Consider the following 17865-nt stretch of genomic DNA (forward strand, 5'->3'; position numbering starts at 1 on the left):
GAGGGTACTATGTCTAACCATTTAAAATTTTGTGAATTATGGCAGTAGCAAGAATCGTTAACGTTAATGATATCTTAAAAGCAAAGGGCTTGAAGCCAAAGGTGTTCAATCTGAACATATTCTGTAGTGCTGTATCAGATTTCTTTATGACACATGAACCAAAGGAAACAATTTTGCTTGTTCCGAAGAGATTTCTCGACATGGAGAATCCACCAGAGGGAGACTTCATTGAAATGCTGGACGTAAGCATCTGGGAGAAGAAGGCGGAAGACCCCGACGACCCATTCGACTTCATCGACTATCAGTTGATGGTACGGAACAAGATGATGAGACCGATAATCTTTGTCAACGAGCCTTTTCTTACGGAAGCCGCACTCTCTCTGAGAAACATCTGCGGATATTCCGTCACGGGCAGAACACGAAAGAAAAAGAAAGAATACATCGTGTCTCTGCCGGTGTAAAGCCGAAAAATGCGTGGAACATTATTGTTTCACGCTCCCAGTATTAACCAATTAAATGGAATTATGAAGAATATCAGATTTGAACCTAGCTACTATGAGTGGCATTTGGTGGGAGAGGATGGAAGAATCCTCCTGAATATACCAGATAGTATAGTTGATTATTGTGAGACGATGAGCGATTTATGCTTCGTTATCGAAGACCTTCCAAGGCAAGCATCCGATGCGGTTTCTTGTGGGGAAGAGCTATATGGTGTTGATGTCACAATGTTTGTTTACGAAGGTATCGGAGAAGATAAAGACATCATTGAATTGATAGAAAGCACGCTTGCGACCCACTTCGGAATTGTAGCCTAAAAGCCCTCTTTGGAGGGCACTAGTATTAACCAATTAAAATTAAAGATATGAATGATTTTTTAAAATTAGCTGAGGAATTAGACTGGAGTTATAATGTTGACGATACACCTAACGAAAGAGGTGAGGTTTGCGTCGAGTTAGAGAAGTATTCCCCACAAGACCAAGATTTCATTGTTTCTATCTGGTTCGAGAAGGACAACGAGTGCGACTTCGCCGACAAGCTAGAGGAGTACTGGAGAGGCTTTGACCCAAGCGAGGAGGCTATTAATTGGGTTGGGCCAGATGGACACGGAACAAATGGCGCCCCATATGACCTGCAAGACATTATCAACGACATGGTTGACTGCAAGGAGATGCTAAGGGAGTTGGTCGCGAAATACCACAACCAAGCCTACCCGAGCAAGAAGTTCGATAACTACGACAACGGACTTACTTGCAGCTTTGACTGCTATGATTCCACTGACGATGAGATGCAGGCTATTCGTAACATCCTTGCATCTTTGGAGAATGCGAGGACCTACGCATCCGGTCTCTACAACAATCCTAACAGATGGGAGTTGGATGAGATGCTTGGTCGATTCAAGAATATTGTCAGAGATAAGCTAGAGAGCGGATTCACGAACAGGGTTTAGCCAAACCAAACCGTTACATATCGTAGCGGTTTCTATAAACCAAAATATTAAGATTATGGATAGAAAAGAATTGAAAGACGAGATTGACGAGTTGCGTTCAACAGCAAAGATGGAGCTTGCATGCACCATCCGTGAGATAATGAGAGAACACGGAATCCTAAGCAAGGAACTTAAGAACCCGGTTAAGTGCAGCGACGGGCTTTTCGAAGCTGTCCTCATTGAAACTAACGGCAAGGATACCGCTATCCCGACTATCACGCTACGTATGATGAGCTACAAAAGAGTGGTGAAGAGAGTATCCCCTATGGATTTTGAGATGGATTTCGAGTCGCTCGCCAGCATTGCCTACGAGCTAAACGATGAGCTCGAAAGTTAATTTAGCGTTAAAAACGGCAAAGATGATGGTTTATATTATAAACTTTTAGTATCTTTGCCACTAGTAACCAAAATATTAGAATTATGACAGAAGAATTAAGAATCAAGACAAGAGACTGGGAACGACTGTTAAGCCCTGTTCAGCAGGAGAAGTACAAGCTCGCTATCAAGCAGGGCTGGTTCTCTGACTATCACAGCAACGCATGGAGGCACAACACCTTCTACGGAGCTTACATATGGAAGTATCCGAAGTTCATCAAGGTCGTGAGAATGTTCGATGAGCTGTTGGGTCACAAGCCATTGTGGGAAGACATCACTGACGACAACCTCCGTGACCTCTTTGAGAAGATCAAGGAGAACTACGCTCCCAACTCCGCAAAGACCGTATGCGCCACCATCAAGGCTGTGATACGTGAGAACGATGCTACGAAGGAGATAAACAGCCCGACGTTCGGAAAGATACTCAGAACGAAGGCTGTTCCTGTCCAGTCCGTCTATCTCTCGGATGAGGAGATAAACAGAATCATCAATTACAATCCAAGAGGACAGACGAAGAGATATGTTCAGCGCATGTTCCTCATGGAATGCCTCTGTGGAGCACGATACAGTGATTGTCAGAGGATAACTCCTGAAAACATTGATGACACCGGACACTTCCTGGTGTATGTAGCACAGAAGACCAAGACAGAGGTAAGGGTTCCTCTTCACAAGAAGCTCCGTCCGTTCCTGGTATGCGGCACTGGCGTTGAACCACTTCCTGGAGAAATCAGCGAGATGACCTTCAACCGAACTCTTCGTGACATCTGCCGTGAATGCGGAATAGATGCGAACACGAAGGTATTCAAGGCCGGAAAGGAGGAGACCGGAAAGAAGTACCGCTTCATCTCCTCACACACCGGCAGGCGTTCGTTCGCCACGAATCTCTCCAAAAAAGGCGTACCGCTAGAACAAATTGCCGTCATGATGGGTCATCTATCAAACGGCAAACCTAACATTCAGATGACGATGCGCTACATTGTCGGAAAGACGGAAATCGACAGCAATACCCTCAGGCTCTTTGGGGTCTATGACAAAGACGACGAGCCCGATGAGGAACTAAGCCAAACTGGAGGTGGCCAATAGCCATCTCCTGCTATTATTAACTAATATGAGGAATAATGAAAAGAGAAGAAGAACGAGCATACAGAGAAAGACTCGAAAATATGAGCAGAGGTCAGCTGGTTGGAGAGAACGTTAAACTTAAAAAGCGACTCGACAAGCTCTCTGGCATCTGCGACGTAGAAGATACGTACAGAGCGATGATAGAGCAGGGGCAGGCAGAACGCAAGGCAGAAAAACTTGAAAAAGAAGTTTCTTGCGTATCTGAAATCATCAAGAAGGAGCTCATTAGAAGAAAGGTGCGCTTCGAACCTTGCTTTTCAGCAAACCAGCTCACAAATTTACTGATAGATAGTATTAACCAATAAATTATAGAATTATGTTAACAGGAATTTCAGAGAATTTGATGGAAGAAGGAAAGAAGCAGTGTGAGGAGAAATTCAAGCAGGAGCTTCTTGATGTTTGGAAGGATGCGGCTGAGTACAAAATCAAGACGTACGACGATTTCGCTAACGAGCTTCGAATGCTCAACGAGCGTTATGTTGATGAGATGGAAGACTTTGAGGAGTTCCCTTCAGACATCGTTTTGGAGAGCGAGTATGACAGCATCGAGAAGTTCAAGGAGAAGATGAGCTTGCAGGTATATGCCCTGGGCCATCTTGATTCTATCTATGGAATCAAATGCGAGGTTCCACTTGATACCGAAAAGCTTGCGATTCCATTCCAGGTAATCTTTAACAACAACTAGCCAAAACCGGGGAGTAGCAATACTCCCTGCCAAAGATACTTTCCATATTAAATGGGGCTGCGCTATCGGCCATACGGGCGCGTTAAGAAAAGTGTTTCATCCTCTCTTGTCCGTGAGGGTAGGAGGGGATTTTTAAAACGGCCCCGATTAGCCAAAAATATGGAGCTTCGGCTCCTGCAATTAATAACCAAGCCCTACGCATCACGGTTAAGCGGAATCAATATGATTACGGAAGAATTAGCAAAAAAGCTTATAGAGCAAGCTGAATTTAATTGCTCAGGCGAATTAGTGAAGTATAATATAGACAACATATTACAACTTCGTGAAGAAGGTGCTTATCTCGTTATAGCATCATCAGAGTTTAGCAAGACATCTTTTGTTTGTTACGAAGATGGTACAGCTTATTTCCTTGAGGATTGGCAGGGAAGCTACCCAGCCAGTGAAGATGAGATTTGCGACTACAGAAATTGGGTCACAATAGATTGGAAGCCATCTCCTATAATATTCAATGGTCTTCCAAGAGTTTTATTTGATTTGTAATATTTCTTAGCCCTCGACAGCACGGTTAAGTCAATAAGTTATGAAGATTAAGACATCAAAGTACAACGAAGTAAGATTATCTGATGTTGCTCAATACATCAAAGTTCCTGCACAGATAGTAAAGCCATCTACTCCAAATGGAGTATTGATTGGTGATGTTCACTACGAAGACGGAAAGAAAGAACGAGTATATTCAGACTATGAAGTACGTATTAACAACGTTCAGCTACCATTCGCAGTTGGAGAAGATAGCTACTTCAATAGCGAGATTGAAATCAACTAACAGAATCAGCCCTCGCCATCACGGATAAGGCATTAGATATGAAATTACAAGACTCTACAGGAAAAATAATAGATAGAAGAAAGGTGTATTACGTAACTATCTATAATAGCAGACACATGATTGTTGCATTCTTAGGTAGTGGTTTGCATTATGTTTCGGAAAGAACTGATGCAGCTTTGTTTGATACAAAAGAGGAGGCGCAGGAATTGATGAAGAAAGCGGAATTAAACGGAATCTGTAACACGATACCAGATTTCGCAAAAATGACGGTTTCATCTGATACGCAAGTCTTACTCCAACATTGGCATTTCTAGCCATACAATACCCATAACAAAAATTCAGCCCTCGACAACACGGTTAAGTCTTTAACGTATGGAAAGAAAAACAAAACATATTACACTTCTTGATGACGGCAAGACCATGCTATACGACTTTAGCAAGTGCGATAATTATATAGAGGCGATTCTTGCGGACTACATAGATTGTACAACGGATGAGCAATTAAAGGAATCGATTTCTCTCTGTTTTCCAGATAACGTTTCTGATCAAGAAAAAGTATTTGGGAATCTGAAATCGAAATTTTCGAAAATTATTCCCGGCAGAAGAAAGGTATATTATGTGTCCGTCTACAACGAGAACAATGAAAGGGTAGCGGTTATCGGTAGCAACCTGTTCGGTAGTGGTTTGTTCTATGCAAGGCTAAGAATTGATGCGGATTTGTTTGGCAACAAAGAGGAAGCCAAGGAACTGATAAGGAAAGTAAAATCAAATGGAGTTTGCAATAAGCCGAGATATTTCGCTAAGGCGAAAGTTCCATCCGATATACAATACAAGGTAACAGAATGGAAGTTCTAGACCGCAAATAGCCGCTTATCAACTTACAGATAGGCGGCTATTTTATTAAAAGTCACCACTAAAAACACACCAAAAAACGCTCTTTTTTCTTAAAAAGGGTTAATGTAAATATTCAGTACTTTAATGAAAAGCACAAAATATTGTTTTTATTCTAATTGAAACATTTAGCCAAATCAGCACTTTCGAGAGCTTTGTTTTTACTTTTTACTTGAATGAGCGAATTTTTGAAACAAAACAGGCATTTGGAAGGTAAGGATAATAGTCGTATCTTTGCAGTGCTTGTTAGAAGTCACGCGCTAGCAAATAAATAAGTTTTATCTAGAAGTTGATTAGTTCAACTACAATGATATACCCTATCCAAAGTTTGGAGCGTGACCCAGACGGCGGATAGGGTTTTTCTTTACCCTATCTCAAAGTTTCAAGCAAAGACATACGAGGTTCAATCCGTGCAGTCCTCTTCGGAGTTATCGACCGATATATAAAACTGCTCTGTCAGGTAAGTTACATTATGGTTGTGTAAATCCCGCAACGTGTCACCTCACGACGGGTGCCCATATCAGAAATGAGAAAGCCAACCATAACGAGCAAAGCTCTGTGGGTATCAGAAGACTTATGCTGGCTTTACAAGGAGTACGAACTACTATGGTATATTATATATATTGTGGTTGATAAAAATTAAGGTTCGGCTCGCTTGGTTATCCCATATATCTTATGGGTATAGAGGTGTTATATACATAAATAAAATATTGAGATTATGAACAAGAAACTAAGATTGCTGGTGACTGCAAAGTGTCACAACAAGTGCCCTATGTGCTGCAACAACCAGTTCGACTTCGAGAAGATTCCGGTAGTTGACAGACTGGACTATGATGAGATTAGTATCACTGGTGGAGAGCCTCTTCTGCCTGGTAGCAGTCAGAAGACAATATGGCTTGTTGAAGGTATCGAGGCTGCGCAATACGCCATGGGCTTTCCGAAATCGAAATTCTACCTCTATACTGCGTTCTTCGATTTCGATATTCTCAGAGATTGCAGCTACGAGTTCGACGGAATCTGCCTGACCCCTCACAAAAAGGTGGATATCGAGGAGTTTATCAGCATCAACGCCAAGATGCTTGACTTGAAGAGAAACCATTGTGTCGACTGGAATTTCGATCCCGACTGTTCACTCCGTCTCAACCTCTTCGCAGACATGAAGGCTCTTCTCCCTAAGGACATCGACCTGTCTATGTGGAAGGTGAAGGACATGGAGTGGGTGAAGGATTGTCCGGTTCCAGAGGGTGAGGACTTCCGAAGAATCAAAGAGTTGTTCTAGACTATAATTAAAAAATAGATACAATGAAGAAAATCAAATGGAAAATCGCCGCATTCGTGGCGTGGGTTGTAATAACCCTCATGGTCGTAGATGTCGGACTCAGAGGAGTGAGCAAGGCAGACACGACAACGAATATTGTAAGCGTGGCCATCCTCCTGTTATGGATTCTCGCTTCCATCGCAACGGATTGTTTAACATTCAAAAATAAAAAAGATGAAAAAGATTAAATTCGTGTTCATGTTGTCGCTGATTCTTTCAGCGTTGTGTTTAACTTCTTGCAGCGAGCGTATCGACGCAGGTTCTGAGGGTATCCTGGTGAACCTCTATGGCTCTGACAAGGGCGTTGATGACGTTAGCCTCGTTACCGGCCGCGTGTGGTACAATCCATTCACTGAGGAGGTCTATGAGTACCCGACATTCGTCCAGACCATCGACTACCCTGCGTTCACCATCAACGCCAAGGACGGCTCAGAGTTCACCGTGGACCCTACCGTGTCACTGAAGATGGTTGACGGCAATGCGCCGAGAGTGTTCAAGAAGTACCGCAAGGGGCTGAATGACATCATTGAAGGTACGCTCTTCAACTACGTCAAGGATGCGTTCCGTATTCAGCTCAACAAGTACACAACTGATCAGATTGTCAGCAACAGAGATTTGGTTGAACGTGCCATCGAGGCGCAGCTCAGCAAGGCTCTCGCCAGGGAGCACTTTCATCTAGAGCAGTTGACGTCAGGCTTGAAGTATCCGAGTTCCATCGTGGAGGCCGTCAATCAGAAAAACAAGGCTATCCAGGAGGCACAGAGAGCACTCAACGAGGTTGCGGTCAAGAAGGCAGAGGCGGAAAAGATGCTCGTGCAGGCACGTGCAGAACGTGAGGCCAATGAGCTCAAGACAGCTTCCCTTACTCCTGCTATCTTGAAAAAGATGTGGATTGAGAAATGGGATGGCAAGCTCCCGGTTTACGGGAACGTTCCTCAGATGATGATGACAACCAAGTAAATCACCGCATCCCCACGTCATTTCCCGATGGCGTGGGGATTTTCCTTGTTACCCGTTCAGATAGTCGATGACTTTTCGGTTCGCCTCGTCTATCTTCTTATTGTCGAACTGAATATAGAGCGAAGTCGTGTCGCTATCCCACTCACTATGGCCCAGAGCCTTGCCGATAACTTCCTTCGGAATATCAATGCTCGCCGCTATGGTAGCCCAGCTTCTTCTGGCCGTATACCATATTATATCCTTGTGAAGCGGCTTGATTTCCTTCTTGACCAATGCGCCACGCTTGTTCTTCTTCATCTCGGTAGGTCCGATTCTCTTCAGGTAATCGCCTAACGTTCTTCGGAAGCTTGATTCTATCGTTCCATCATCCAGGATACACAGAAGGTGCTTCTTTCCCTTATACTTCCTGATGATCTCCATCGCTTCCGGCTCAACCTTGATGTCGTAGAGCCTGCCGGTCTTGTTGCGCTTGTACTGGATGCGCCCTCTCTTGATGCAGTCAGCAGGAAGTTCGAGCAGGTCAGAGAGGTTGATGCCGATCAGGTAAAATCCAAGCATAAACAAGTCACGGTACTTCTCCATGAAAGGCTCTACCGGGAAGTCACGATACTCCCTCAACTCCTCGGCGCTCAGATAAAGGTACTGCTGACGCTCTGTCTTGATGGAAAACTTACGGAAAGGATATTTGGTGGTAATCTCGTTATCTATGGCCCAGTTGAATACTGTGCGTATATTTCTGAGGTCGATGGCTATTCCTCCGCTCATTCGGCCTTTCAGAAGCTCGTGTGCCTGGAATCTTTCGAGCCAGTCCCTGTCGATGTTGTCGAAATCCGCATGCTCATCGAAAACTTCAATTCTCTTCCTCGTTCTTAGAAATATCTCCTTGGTACTATCCTTAGCCTTGGTCTTGATGAACTCATCGATGTAGTAGAGGATATTCTTCTCTGCCGATGCTGCCCTTCCGTTGATGATAGCCTTGATCTCGTCCTTCATCCTTGCTGCCGGAAGCTCGCCGTTCATATAGATATATTCCTCCACGGACGCAAATAGCCTTGCAAGCATTGCCGTCTTGGCTCTTGCGTTCGGAACACTCTTCGGGAAGATCATCCCGCTGAACTTGACCGTACTCGTGATTCCGGTATAGACCTGGAATCTCTTTCCGTTGTAACTTATGATGAAGAAAACCTTCAGTGACTTTCCTTCAACGTATGTCTTGATGCTATTCATACTTACTCACAGATTTTACTCACAATTTTACTCACAACTCAATTTTACTCACATACTACTCACAAAACTACTCACATTGGCGTACATTATGCACGTTTTTGTACCTATTTTGTGGGTGAAAATGATGGTTTTTGATTATGTTTTTATAGTGAAAAACGATGTAAGTGGCTGATTATCAGTATTTGAGCGAGATACGGGAGTCGAACCCGCCTCACAGGCTTGGGAAGCCCGTGCACTACCGATGTGCTAATCTCGCAGACAAAAAACTTTTGGAGGGAGATGCAAGCACGGCTTGCGAAAGAAAAGAGAGCCACGAGCGGGACTCGAACCCGCGACCCACGCATTACGAATGCGTTGCTCTACCAACTGAGCCATCATGGCTTTTCTCTTTACGTGAATGCAAAGGTAACCAAAATTTTCTAATTGAGAAAATAATTTGTGAAGAGTTTTCTTTGCGTTAACTATCATTAACAAAATGGGAGGGAGCCTACCTTCACAGGCAAACTCCCCGATGTAAGATTTTATATACCAAATTAATCTTTTATCATATTTTTGAAAGTCAATTCGTCTTTCTTCGGATTCTTTCCGATGCTGATGGTGGCTCCTGGCTTCAGGTTACCTTCCATCAGCAGCTCGCAGAGTCCGTCCTCCACGTAGTTCTGAATAGCTCGCTTCAGTGGGCGGGCACCAAACTGCACATCGTATCCCTTGCTGGCTACAAATTCCTTTGCCTTGTCGGTCATCTGGAAATGATAGCCCAGATTTTCAATTCGCTTTACGAGAGATTTCAGCTCCAGATCTACGATGCTGGTGATAGCAGGCAAATCGAGCTGGTCGAAGGTGATAATCTCATCGAGACGGTTGAGGAATTCCGGAGCAAACTGCTTGGACAGATGCTTCTGAATGACGCTGCGAGCATACTCCTTATCCTTTTCGTCGATAGGCATTCCGTTGCTGCCGATTCCGCCTGCATTGAAACCTACGCCTCTGCCGAATTCCTTGAGCTGTCGGGTGCCGGCGTTGGAGGTCATGATGATGATGGTGTTACGGAAGTCAATCAAGCGGCCGTTTCCATCAGTCAGTCTTCCTTCATCCATTACCTGCAGCAGAAGATTGAACACCTGGGTGTTTGCCTTCTCTATCTCATCCAGCAAAACGATGCTGTAAGGCTTGCGGCGTACCTTCTCTGTCAACTGTCCACCTTCATCATAGCCAACGTATCCTGGAGGCGAACCGATGAGTCGTGAAGTGTTGAATCCTTCAGCATACTCGCTCATATCGATGCGGAAGAGTGCATCTGCCGAACCGAACATCTCTTCTGCCAGTTTCTTGGCGAGGTAGGTCTTTCCGACACCTGTAGGACCTAGGAACATAAACACGCCGATAGGGTGGTTAGGGTCTTTCAGTCCCATGCGATTGCGCTGGATGGATTTCACAACCTTGTCGATGGCAGCGTCCTGGGCAATCACTTTTTCCTTGAGTACCTTGCCCATATTTCTCAGACGGATATTCTCACTCTCTGCCATTTGCTGGACAGGGATGCCTGTCATGTTGCTTACTACCTTGGCGATTTCCGTTTCGTCTAGGGTGACACGGTGGTTCGGATCGCCATGTTCCCATTGCTTGCGCATCATCTCAATGTCGCGTTCCTGCTTTGTCTGGTAGTCTCTCAATGTTGCAGCCATCTCGAAGTTCTGGCTTGCCACGGCAGCCTGTTTTTTGGCGATGGTTGCATTGAGTTTCTTTTCTGCCTCTATGAGTTCGTCAGGGACGGTTGCGCTGTTGATGTGAATGTGAGCACCAGCCTCGTCCATCACGTCAATGGCCTTGTCTGGGAAGGAACGGTCGTGCATGTATCTATCTGCAAGCTTTACACATGCTTTCAGTGCTTCGTCTGTGTAACTCACATTATGATGCATTTCGTATTGCTCCTTGATGTTATGCAGGATCTCCAGCGTCTCTTCGGCGGTTGTAGGTTCTACGATGATCTTCTGGAATCTACGTTCCAAAGCACCATCCTTTTCTATACTCTTGCGATATTCGTTGAGGGTGGTGGCTCCGATGCACTGGATGAGGCCACGTGCCAGAGCTGGTTTCATGATGTTAGCAGCATCCATGCTTCCTTCTGCGCCACCCGCACCAATCAGAGTGTGGATTTCATCGATGAAGACGATGATGTTCGGGTTTCTTTCAAGTTCCGTGATAACGCCCTTGATGCGCTCCTCAAACTGACCTCTATACTTGGTGCCGGCAACAATGCCTGTTATGTCGAGGCTCAATACTCGCTTGTTGAAGAAGAGGGAACTCTGGTCGCCCTTGGCAATCATCTGTGCCAATCCTTCTACGATCGCACTTTTGCCCACTCCAGGTTCACCTATTAATACTGGGTTGTTTTTCTTTCTTCTTCCCAGAATTTCCATCAGACGGGTAATCTCCTTGTCTCTTCCTACTACAGGATCCAGCATTCCGCTCTTGGCAGCCCTGGTCAGATCGTAGCTGAATTTGTCCAGAAATGGAGTATTCGACTTGGTTGGCTTGGCGCCCACTACATTGCGTGTACGCTTGCCGTTGTTACCATCCTGCTTTCCGTTGTTGGAATTTTGATTTTCACTGAAGTCAAGAGGTTCCTCCTCTGGATCCAGCAGATCACCCTGGTTGTCCTGGGCTGAAGCTGCACCGTCAGGAAGGGTAGAAGTATCGGCTTCTTCCTGATTTTCGGGAAGCTGTTGCTTATCTCGCAGGTCAATCATGTTGATGTCGCCTTCGGCAGATTCTTGTTCCTGCTCTGGCGCAGTCTCCGTTTCTGGCTTTTCATCAACAGCTTCCTGTTCTGAATCTCCGTCAATCTGGTTGCGCTTATAGTTCTCTACTTCTTGGTTCAACTTATTGAGTTTGTTGTCAATGTCCAGGTTGATACCATTGATATAGTCGAACAGTTTCTTATAGGTCAGACCTTGTGTGATGAGCAGTTTGGCAGGGTCGCACTCATCCTTCTTCAGGATGGCGAGCAGCAGGTGCTCCGGTTGTACCAAAGCAGCCTTTCCCTCACAGAGACGAGCTTCGATAATGGCTTCGCTGATCACTTCGCTGGTCTCCTTGTCGTACTTCAAGGCTCGTCCTTCTTCTGTTTCCGCAATTTCCTCAGCAGAGATTTTGTCTATCGCCTGTTCCTGCGAATCGTAAAGCGTGGAGCGGAGTACGTCGGTGTTGATGCCAAAATGCTCGAAAATATCGTTCACCTGCTTGTTGTTACAATGCAGGATTCCCAACATCAGGTGCTCAGTGTTCACCTGATTTCCCAACATACGGTAGGCTTCTTTGCCACTGTAGTTGAGTACGTCGTTGATATGTTGAAATGGATTTTGCATGTCTTACTCATTAAATTATAATGCAAAAGTACACATTATTTTGGTAACAAACAAGAGTTTAGGCAACTTTTTTACTTATTTAAAACACAATTAATGCTAAATTATCGTTTTTTTTCGATTCTATGCCTTTTATTTCATTTTATTTTTGTACCTTTGTCGTGATTTTGCAGAGGCTAAAACGGCTTAAAACGCAAAAAAATGCCCTTAAACGCAATTTCGAGCCATTTTTGCAAGGTTGGTTGGAGGCTATCGCTGATGCTTCTCTCTTGGATGGTGGCAAATACCTGTCAACGCCTGAAAATAGAAAGGTTAATAGGTATATATATAATAAGGTATAAACAATTAAAATTTAAATATGGACGAAAATCAGACAATGGATCATGATAGAATCATGAAAATAAACATTGAGGAGGAGATGAAGTCTAGCTACATCGACTATTCGATGTCAGTGATTGTGGCTCGTGCCCTCCCTGATGTACGCGATGGTTTCAAGCCTGTGCACCGCCGCATCCTCTATGGTATGCTGGGTATTGGAAATACCAGTGATAAACCTTACAAGAAGTGTGCCCGCGTAGTTGGTGAGGTACTTGGTAAGTACCACCCACATGGTGACTTTTCTGTGTATGGTGCCTTGGTTCGTATGGGTCAGGAGTGGAACATGCGTTACACTTTGATTGATGGACAGGGTAACTTCGGTTCTGTGGACGGTGACTCTCCTGCAGCGATGCGTTATACAGAGTGCCGACTCTCCAAGATGGGTGAGCACATCATGGACGACCTCGACAAGGAGACCGTTGATATGATGAACAACTTCGACGACACACTCCAGGAACCTTCCGTAATGCCTACCAAGATTCCTAATCTGCTGGTAAATGGCGGTAATGGTATTGCTGTAGGTATGGCTACCAATATTCCTACCCACAACCTGGGTGAGGTAATTGATGGCTGCTGTGCTTACATCGACAATAATGATATTGATACAGACGGCTTGATGCAGTATATCCCTGCTCCTGATTTCCCTACAGGTGCTACCATCTATGGTATCCAGGGAGTGAAGGATGCCTACGAGACCGGTAAGGGTAGAATCGTGGTACGTGCTACTGCAGAAATCGAGTCTGGTGAAAATCACGATAAGATTGTCATCACCGAGATTCCTTATGGTGTCAACAAGGAGCAGCTCGTGATGGCTATTGCTGATCTTGCCAAGGAAGGCAGAGTGGATGGTATTGCCAATGTCAACGATGAGTCTGGCCGCCAGGGTATGCGTATCGTGGTTGATGTAAAGCGTGATGCAAATGCGAATGTTCTCTTGAACAAACTCTTCAAGTTGACAGCTCTTCAGAGCTCTTTCTCAGTAAATTGTATCGCTCTTGTTAATGGTCGTCCACGCCTCCTGAGTTTGAAGGAATGCGTGAAGTACTTCGTTGAACATCGTCATGATGTTACAATCCGCCGTACTCAGTTTGAACTGAAGAAGGCACAGGAGCGTGCTCATATCCTCGAAGGATTGATTATTGCCTGCGACAATATTGATGAGGTGGTTCATATTATCCGTGCCAGCAAGACGCCTTCTGATGCTCAGCGCAACTTGGAGAAGCGTTTCGAACTCGACGAACTGCAGAGTAAGGCTATTGTTGACATGCGCCTCAGCCAGTTGACTGGCTTGCGCCTGGAGCAGTTGCACAATGAATTCAATGAGTTGATGAAGACCATCGACTACTTGAACCAGATCTTGAACGATCCAGAACTTTGCAAGAAGGTGATGAAGGATGAACTCAATGAGGTGAAGGAGAAGTATGGCGATGCACGTCGTACTATGATCAAGCCAGACGATCACGAGTTTAATCCAGAGGACTTCTATCCAAACGACCCGGTGGTTATCACAGTCAGTCATCTCGGATACATCAAGCGTACTCCATTATCAGAGTTCCGTGAGCAGGCTCGCGGTGGTGTTGGCGCCAAGGGTGCCCGCACTCGTGATAAGGACTTCACTGAATATATCTATCCTGCAACTATGCACCAGACCATGCTGTTCTTCACCAAGAAGGGCCGCTGCTACTGGTTGAAGTGTTACGAGATTCCAGAGGGCGACCGCAATTCAAAGGGTCGTGCAATCCAGAACCTCCTCAACATTGAGAGCGATGATCAGGTGAATGCATTCCTCCGATTAAAGGGATTGAATGATGCTGAGTTCATCAATAGCCACTATGTGGTCTTCGCTACCAAGAATGGTACAGTCAAGAAGACCTGTCTGGAAGCATACTCTCGTCCTCGTGCCAACGGTGTGATTGCCATCAATATCGTTGAAGGCGATGAGGTGGTAGATGTTCGCTTGACCAATGGCCATAATGAGTTGATTCTTGCTAACCGCAATGGTCGTGCCGTTCGTTTCGATGAGAATCAGATCCGCACCATGGGACGTACTTCTACCGGTGTTCGTGGTATGCGTCTCGATGAGGGTGATGATGCATTGATTGGTATGATTGTAGTCAATGATCCTGAGAAGGAGACGGTCATGGTAGTAAGTGAGCAGGGTTATGGTAAGCGTTCAGACGTAGTTGATTACCGTGTAACCAACCGTGGTGGTAAGGGTGTGAAGACTCTCAATATCACCGAAAAGACCGGTCGTCTGGTTGCTATCAAGAACGTTACTGATGAAAACGACCTGATGATCATCAACCAGAGTGGTATCGTGATTCGTCTTGCAGTGGCAGACTGCCGCGTGATGGGTCGTGCAACTCAAGGTGTTCGCCTCATCAATCTGACAAAGAAAAATGATGTCATCGCCAGCGTATGTAAGGTGATGAGTTCAGAGCTCGAAGCTTCGGTAGAGGAGGAAAGCCGTTCTGCCTGGGCCAAGAAGAGCGAGGAGATTGAGAATGACACAGTGGGTGCCAAGACAGCAGAAGAAGTAGTCGAGGCTGAAACTGAGTTAGAGAATCAAGAAGACGAGAACGTTCAGGAGTAACATCCTGAACGCTCGTTTACATCATATTGAAGACGCGTAAAGAATTATAAATTTCAACTTTTTAAACTTTAAACAAAATGAAAAAGTTAATCGTTGCTGCAATGATGGTACTAGGTACCACATCAGCATTCGCAGGAGACAGCGATGCCCTCAAGGCAGTGCTGAAGGCTAAGACTTATGCTGAGGCTGAGGCTTTGGTTAAGCAGAATTTGGGTCAGTTGGCTAACGATGCTGAGAAGGCAAAGGCTTACAACAAGCTTGTTGATCTCGGAATGAAGGCTTTCAACGACCAGCAGAGCATCCAGCAGACCAATCAGATCATGAAGAAGAATGATCCAGTGGATGAGAATGCTATGAACGAGGGTGCTTACAATGCATTGATGAATGCTATTGAGTGCTATAAGTACGATCAGCTTCCTAACGCTAAGGGTAAGGTGGCTCCTAAGTTCAATGGCAATGCATCACGTGTTTGGGGTGCTCGTCAGCAGCTCGTAAACGCAGGTCAGACTGCTGCTCAGAACAATAAGGCTGATGAGGTATTGAAGTACTGGGGTGCATTCCTCGATACTGATTCTGATCCTCTCTTCGCTGGCATTGATGCTAAGCAGAAGGATGCTGAGAAGGATTATATCGGTCAGGTAGCTCTCTTCGCTGCTCGTTATGCTTATCAGGCTAAGGATGTTGCTCGTTGTGAGAAGTATTGCGACATCGCCATGACAAGCGAGAAGGAGGCTAAGGATGCTCTCAACCTCAAGCTCTATGTAATGAAGGATGGTTTGAAGACTAAGGCTGATTCTTTGGCTTATGTTGACAAGCTGAAGGCTCTCTTCGATAAGGACCAGACTAACGAGGTTATCCTCGACGGTTTGAACTCTATGTATTCTTCTTTGAAGATGGAGAAGGAGCAGATGGAGCTTTTAGATGGTGCTATCGCTAGGGATCCAAAGAACTTCGTTGCTCTTGCTAACAAGGGTATGATGTATATCCAGAAGAATGATGCAGACAAGGCTATCAGCTGCCTCAAGCAGGCTCTTGACGCAAAGCCAGACAACGTTGTAGTTTTGGTTTACCTCGGTGCTTGCTACAACAGCAAGGCTGGTAACTTGCAGGATCCTAATGGTCGCAAGGTAGTTTACCAGGAGGCTATCAAGGTTCTCGACAAGGCTAAGGAGCTCGACCCAGAGAAGGCTCAGGCTAACTGGGGTTACACTCGCTACCAGGCTTACTACGGCTACTATGGTCCAACAGCTGCTGAGACCAAGAAGGCTGAGGCAGAGAGCAAGTAATATTGCCTGAACTCTTTTAGAAATAATGATTATTGCTCCGGGAAAGGTTCCAAGACTTTTCCCGGAGCATTTTTTTTTGCAGAAAACTTGTCTGGCTTATTTTTTCTTTGTACTTTTGCAGACAGATTATATAATTATGTTCAATGATGAAAAAGATATTTATCAATCATAGGATTTTTAAGGCAGCTTTGTTCTTGGGGCTAGCTTCTCTTTTTGCATCCTGTCAGATGAGTAAGACTCAGACTGGAAATGATGTGGATGCAGGGGATACCATCCCGTTAAAATATGCGCAGCATCTCACGATGGTGAAGCACGGAGAAGAATATACTGAGGTGATTCTTGCCAATCCTTGGAAAGAGGGAACACTTCTGCATCGCTATATTCTGGTGCCAAAAGGGCAGGAGGGAAATGAAACCGTAACACGACTTGCTCTGCGACGTGCTTCTGCTGCCAGATGCGCTACAGATACAGTCCGCACACCGGTAACGAGCAGCGTGGTCTTCACGGGACCTCATTGTCAGCTGATGTATGAACTGGGCTGCAAGAATGCCATCAGTGGCGTATGTGATATGAATTATATCAATATCCCAGATATCAGGAAGAGAGTGGTGGATTGTGGTTCCAGTATGCAACCGGATATTGAACGTATCATCTCCTTGAAGCCGGAGGCTCTCCTGGTTTCTCCTTTCGAGAACAGTGGAGGGTATGGTAAACTGGATAAACTTCATATTCCTCTGATTGAAGCTGCCGATTATATGGAGACTTCGCCATTGGGAAGAGCTGAATGGATGAAGTTTTATGGGATGCTTTTTGATAAGAATGCGGACTCGCTCTTTACGCGCATAGAACAGGATTATCAGCATCTGAAGGCTGTTGCCAAGAAGTTGCCGCAAGGTCTGTCGGTGTTGACCGAAAGAAAAACGGGAAGCGTATGGTATGTACCTGGAGGACAGAGTACTATAGGTATTTTGTTAAAGGATGCCAACGCCCGTTATGTCTTTGAAGACGATTCGCATAGTGGAAGTCTTGCGATGAGTCCGGAGCAGATTCTTTCGAAAGGAAAAGATATTGATGTCTGGGCATTCAAGTATTTCGGTGGTGCGCCATTAACACGTGCCCAATTGCTTCAGGAGTATGATGGCTACAAGGCTCTTCATTGCTTTGCCAATCCGCAGATTTACGAGGTGGATACCAGTACAGAGCCCTATTTTGAACTCACCAGTTTTCATCCTGAAATCCTGCTTCGTGAGTTTATCCTCCTTTCACATCCTGCTGATCACGCTAAGTTCTCGAAGTATGCAAAGGATATCAGAATGTTGGGAGCCTTGAGATTCTATCATCGTCAATTACAATAGA

19 protein-coding genes and 2 tRNA genes are annotated in these 17865 nt (G+C 45.1%); 17 read left to right on the forward strand and 4 right to left on the reverse strand.

Features of this window, described 5'->3' with window-relative positions:
- The first annotated feature begins 38 nt into the window (after nucleotides 1–38).
- From DW657_RS04125 to DW657_RS04190, 14 genes are all read left to right on the forward strand, one after another.
- Nucleotides 39–461 (forward strand): hypothetical protein, encoded by a 423-nt coding sequence (locus DW657_RS04125; RefSeq protein ID WP_118311524.1) that lies wholly within the window; start codon nucleotides 39–41, stop codon nucleotides 459–461.
- A 63-nt stretch (nucleotides 462–524) separates the two neighbouring features.
- On the forward strand, nucleotides 525–815 hold the full coding sequence (locus DW657_RS04130) for a hypothetical protein (protein ID WP_118311525.1): 291 nt from the start codon (nucleotides 525–527) through the stop codon (nucleotides 813–815).
- Between the two features lie 47 nt (nucleotides 816–862).
- Nucleotides 863–1447: a hypothetical protein gene (locus DW657_RS04135; RefSeq protein ID WP_118311526.1), complete on the forward strand. Its 585-nt coding sequence runs from the start codon at nucleotides 863–865 to the stop codon at nucleotides 1445–1447.
- 55 nt (nucleotides 1448–1502) lie between these two features.
- The gene (locus tag DW657_RS04140) at nucleotides 1503–1823 is read left to right on the forward strand and encodes a hypothetical protein (protein ID WP_118311527.1); all 321 of its coding nucleotides are present in this window, start codon (nucleotides 1503–1505) and stop codon (nucleotides 1821–1823) included.
- An 83-nt stretch (nucleotides 1824–1906) separates the two neighbouring features.
- A complete protein-coding gene (locus DW657_RS04145; protein WP_118311528.1) occupies nucleotides 1907–2944 on the forward strand; it encodes a site-specific integrase in 1038 nt (345 codons plus the stop codon).
- Between the two features lie 35 nt (nucleotides 2945–2979).
- Nucleotides 2980–3288, forward strand: coding sequence for a hypothetical protein (locus tag DW657_RS04150; RefSeq protein WP_118311529.1), 309 nt, complete (start codon nucleotides 2980–2982; stop codon nucleotides 3286–3288).
- An 11-nt stretch (nucleotides 3289–3299) separates the two neighbouring features.
- A complete protein-coding gene (locus DW657_RS04155) occupies nucleotides 3300–3668 on the forward strand; it encodes a hypothetical protein (RefSeq protein WP_147381881.1) in 369 nt (122 codons plus the stop codon).
- Between the two features lie 222 nt (nucleotides 3669–3890).
- A complete protein-coding gene (locus tag DW657_RS04160; RefSeq protein ID WP_147381882.1) occupies nucleotides 3891–4208 on the forward strand; it encodes a hypothetical protein in 318 nt (105 codons plus the stop codon).
- Nucleotides 4209–4248: 40 nt separating this feature from the next.
- Nucleotides 4249–4491 (forward strand): hypothetical protein, encoded by a 243-nt coding sequence (locus DW657_RS04165; protein ID WP_118311532.1) that lies wholly within the window; start codon nucleotides 4249–4251, stop codon nucleotides 4489–4491.
- Nucleotides 4492–4529: 38 nt separating this feature from the next.
- A complete protein-coding gene (locus DW657_RS04170; RefSeq protein WP_118311533.1) occupies nucleotides 4530–4805 on the forward strand; it encodes a hypothetical protein in 276 nt (91 codons plus the stop codon).
- Between the two features lie 58 nt (nucleotides 4806–4863).
- Entirely contained in the window at nucleotides 4864–5346 is a 483-nt protein-coding gene (locus tag DW657_RS04175; RefSeq protein ID WP_118311534.1) for a hypothetical protein, read from the forward strand.
- Between the two features lie 754 nt (nucleotides 5347–6100).
- Entirely contained in the window at nucleotides 6101–6661 is a 561-nt protein-coding gene (locus DW657_RS04180; RefSeq protein WP_118311535.1) for a hypothetical protein, read from the forward strand.
- Between the two features lie 23 nt (nucleotides 6662–6684).
- The gene (locus DW657_RS04185; protein WP_118311536.1) at nucleotides 6685–6888 is read left to right on the forward strand and encodes a hypothetical protein; all 204 of its coding nucleotides are present in this window, start codon (nucleotides 6685–6687) and stop codon (nucleotides 6886–6888) included.
- Nucleotides 6875–7660: an SPFH domain-containing protein gene (locus DW657_RS04190; RefSeq protein WP_118311537.1), complete on the forward strand. Its 786-nt coding sequence runs from the start codon at nucleotides 6875–6877 to the stop codon at nucleotides 7658–7660. Before DW657_RS04185 ends, DW657_RS04190 begins: the two co-directional genes overlap by 14 nt.
- 48 nt (nucleotides 7661–7708) lie before the next feature.
- Here DW657_RS04190 and DW657_RS04195 read toward each other — a convergent pair whose 3' ends face one another.
- The 4 genes from DW657_RS04195 to DW657_RS04215 form a co-directional block, all read right to left on the reverse strand.
- The gene (locus DW657_RS04195) at nucleotides 7709–8887 is read right to left on the reverse strand and encodes a site-specific integrase (protein WP_118311538.1); all 1179 of its coding nucleotides are present in this window, start codon (nucleotides 8885–8887) and stop codon (nucleotides 7709–7711) included.
- 185 nt (nucleotides 8888–9072) lie between these two features.
- A tRNA-Gly gene (locus DW657_RS04205) sits at nucleotides 9073–9143 on the reverse strand.
- Between the two features lie 52 nt (nucleotides 9144–9195).
- Nucleotides 9196–9268 (reverse strand) — tRNA-Thr (locus DW657_RS04210).
- A gap of 152 nt (nucleotides 9269–9420) precedes the next feature.
- Entirely contained in the window at nucleotides 9421–12255 is a 2835-nt protein-coding gene (locus tag DW657_RS04215; RefSeq protein WP_118311540.1) for an ATP-dependent Clp protease ATP-binding subunit, read from the reverse strand.
- A 355-nt stretch (nucleotides 12256–12610) separates the two neighbouring features.
- On the opposite strand from DW657_RS04215, the gene gyrA reads away from it, so the two are divergent.
- From gyrA to DW657_RS04235, 3 genes are all read left to right on the forward strand, one after another.
- Nucleotides 12611–15223: a DNA gyrase subunit A gene (gyrA, locus tag DW657_RS04225; protein ID WP_089542623.1), complete on the forward strand. Its 2613-nt coding sequence runs from the start codon at nucleotides 12611–12613 to the stop codon at nucleotides 15221–15223.
- A 77-nt stretch (nucleotides 15224–15300) separates the two neighbouring features.
- A complete protein-coding gene (locus tag DW657_RS04230; protein WP_118311542.1) occupies nucleotides 15301–16509 on the forward strand; it encodes a M48 family metallopeptidase in 1209 nt (402 codons plus the stop codon).
- Between the two features lie 146 nt (nucleotides 16510–16655).
- Nucleotides 16656–17864, forward strand: a complete 1209-nt coding sequence (locus DW657_RS04235; protein WP_118311551.1) for an ABC transporter substrate-binding protein — start codon at nucleotides 16656–16658, stop codon at nucleotides 17862–17864.
- Nucleotide 17865: the final 1 nt, after the last annotated feature.

It is taken from the genome of Prevotella sp. AM23-5, from assembly GCF_003473645.1.
Taxonomy (GTDB): domain Bacteria; phylum Bacteroidota; class Bacteroidia; order Bacteroidales; family Bacteroidaceae; genus Prevotella; species Prevotella copri_A.

What these genes read in the sequence shown, in the direction of transcription:
- DW657_RS04170 (WP_118311533.1), top strand. Translation starts at nt 4,530, where the DNA reads ATGAAATTACAAGACTCTACAGGAAAAATAATAGATAGAAGAAAGGTG.
- DW657_RS04160 (WP_147381882.1), top strand. Translation starts at nt 3,891, where the DNA reads ATGATTACGGAAGAATTAGCAAAAAAGCTTATAGAGCAAGCTGAATTT.
- DW657_RS04130 (WP_118311525.1), top strand. Translation starts at nt 525, where the DNA reads ATGAAGAATATCAGATTTGAACCTAGCTACTATGAGTGGCATTTGGTG.
- gyrA (WP_089542623.1), top strand. Translation starts at nt 12,611, where the DNA reads ATGGACGAAAATCAGACAATGGATCATGATAGAATCATGAAAATAAAC.
- DW657_RS04150 (WP_118311529.1), top strand. Translation starts at nt 2,980, where the DNA reads ATGAAAAGAGAAGAAGAACGAGCATACAGAGAAAGACTCGAAAATATG.
- DW657_RS04235 (WP_118311551.1), top strand. Translation starts at nt 16,656, where the DNA reads ATGAAAAAGATATTTATCAATCATAGGATTTTTAAGGCAGCTTTGTTC.
- DW657_RS04190 (WP_118311537.1), top strand. Translation starts at nt 6,875, where the DNA reads ATGAAAAAGATTAAATTCGTGTTCATGTTGTCGCTGATTCTTTCAGCG.
- DW657_RS04145 (WP_118311528.1), top strand. Translation starts at nt 1,907, where the DNA reads ATGACAGAAGAATTAAGAATCAAGACAAGAGACTGGGAACGACTGTTA.
- DW657_RS04175 (WP_118311534.1), top strand. Translation starts at nt 4,864, where the DNA reads ATGGAAAGAAAAACAAAACATATTACACTTCTTGATGACGGCAAGACC.
- DW657_RS04140 (WP_118311527.1), top strand. Translation starts at nt 1,503, where the DNA reads ATGGATAGAAAAGAATTGAAAGACGAGATTGACGAGTTGCGTTCAACA.
- DW657_RS04180 (WP_118311535.1), top strand. Translation starts at nt 6,101, where the DNA reads ATGAACAAGAAACTAAGATTGCTGGTGACTGCAAAGTGTCACAACAAG.
- DW657_RS04135 (WP_118311526.1), top strand. Translation starts at nt 863, where the DNA reads ATGAATGATTTTTTAAAATTAGCTGAGGAATTAGACTGGAGTTATAAT.
- DW657_RS04230 (WP_118311542.1), top strand. Translation starts at nt 15,301, where the DNA reads ATGAAAAAGTTAATCGTTGCTGCAATGATGGTACTAGGTACCACATCA.
- DW657_RS04185 (WP_118311536.1), top strand. Translation starts at nt 6,685, where the DNA reads ATGAAGAAAATCAAATGGAAAATCGCCGCATTCGTGGCGTGGGTTGTA.
- DW657_RS04155 (WP_147381881.1), top strand. Translation starts at nt 3,300, where the DNA reads ATGTTAACAGGAATTTCAGAGAATTTGATGGAAGAAGGAAAGAAGCAG.
- DW657_RS04195 (WP_118311538.1), bottom strand. Translation starts at nt 8,887, where the DNA reads ATGAATAGCATCAAGACATACGTTGAAGGAAAGTCACTGAAGGTTTTC.
- DW657_RS04215 (WP_118311540.1), bottom strand. Translation starts at nt 12,255, where the DNA reads ATGCAAAATCCATTTCAACATATCAACGACGTACTCAACTACAGTGGC.
- DW657_RS04165 (WP_118311532.1), top strand. Translation starts at nt 4,249, where the DNA reads ATGAAGATTAAGACATCAAAGTACAACGAAGTAAGATTATCTGATGTT.
- DW657_RS04125 (WP_118311524.1), top strand. Translation starts at nt 39, where the DNA reads ATGGCAGTAGCAAGAATCGTTAACGTTAATGATATCTTAAAAGCAAAG.